1 protein-coding gene is annotated in these 1,476 nt (G+C 42.1%); it reads right to left on the bottom strand.

Annotated elements, in window-relative coordinates; all coding sequences use genetic code 11:
• A partial coding sequence (locus JMI89_RS11740) for a triacylglycerol lipase (RefSeq protein ID WP_220680176.1) occupies window positions 1-1,476 on the bottom strand: 1,476 nt, incomplete at both ends.

Genomic DNA, 1,476 nt, shown 5'->3' on the forward strand with positions numbered 1-1,476 from the left:
CCAATATGGTTTTTTGGCGGCACTTTATGACTGGAGATAGGTTTTCCCTGCCACTGTGCCGTTTGATAGGTTAACGCAGTTATTTTTATCGGATTGATCTTATCTTCAAGACCAAAAAAAGCATACGTATTAGGGTGATACTGATTAGCTATCGCCGAGTTGAATTTTTTCACTTTTTTTATCATGATACTTTCATATTTGTACCAATCATCCTCCATCAGTTTTTTATCATAGTTGCGATTAAAGGGATTAATCAGATGCGGCTCACAGGCGCACCACCATTTGTCTTTGGCCAGATAAATATCATCATAGATATCAGGATGGTCTAGTGAGGGATAAGCTACTTCATCACCCTTCAAGTCTTTAATTTTCAGCCACCCCATTCCATACTCCGGGGTTGGTAATAATTGCAGTGGTCCTGGAGCCTGGGCACAGACGGCGGTCATCTCAGCTGCATCTTTGCCTAACACATTTTCGGTAATTACCGCTTTCGGTTTACCAAAAAAACCAGTATTGATATTGGTTCCGCGCTTCATACGGGTATAGGCGGCCACCGCGCCGGTTGCTGGCTGCACGCCATGAATCACCCCCAGCACTTTATCCTCACCACCCAGCGCTTGCGTATAATAGCGAGACACTAGCCCGCCCATCGAGTGAGTGATTATAATCACTTTACCATAAAACTTTCCGCGTTTCTGATAATGCCGTGGTAACGTCACGTCCACCAGTTCCTTTAATGCCATGGCACTGTCCTCATTGGACTCAAGCCAGTTATACCCCATGGCATGTACCGGAAAATAAAATTGTTGACAATGCTTAATGTCTTCATCATCTTTAAGAAATAGGGTGGTTTTAGCCCCGTCATCTAAGTTAAATAAAGGGGATTTATTGACCAACTTATTTATTTTCGCTGGAATGCTTCCGCTTTGATCAAAAAGGCTTGCCTGCAATTTATCGAGAATCTTACCATAAGTGAAAAATCCCACCGTTCCCCAACCTCGCTCTTGCCGTGAACCAAATAGTCGGTTTTCAAGAGTATTTTTGATCGCCTCGTCAATTTTTTGTCGTCGCTCCCGCTTTAGTTGCCTTACTTCATTTTGTCGACTTTTATCATCGCCGATTAAGTGTAACTGTGTATTGTAGTAGTGTTTAATATTCGCCACTTCGCTAGCAGCGGCATCAATGATTTTTCCACGGTCATCAACTGCGGTTTTATCAGGGGAAAGTTTAGATTTTCTGGCTTTAGCATTGCCATAATGGGGTAAAGCCCAGCCAAGAAGAGAAAAAACGTTATCCAAACGCCATACTTTATCTGTATTGCTATCCGTATTACTCGGTTTAACTTTTAAATTACTGCCCATTATACCAGGGATAAAAATAATCGGCACAATCAGCCGCTCTTTTTCAAGAAATAAGGTGTTTTGGGTATTGTCTGATGTCGGTACGGTATTATATTGAAACGATTGTTGTGGTTTT

Origin of the sequence: Frischella sp. Ac48, assembly GCF_019641635.1 — a bacterium.
Classification (GTDB): Bacteria; Pseudomonadota; Gammaproteobacteria; order Enterobacterales; family Orbaceae; genus Frischella; species Frischella japonica.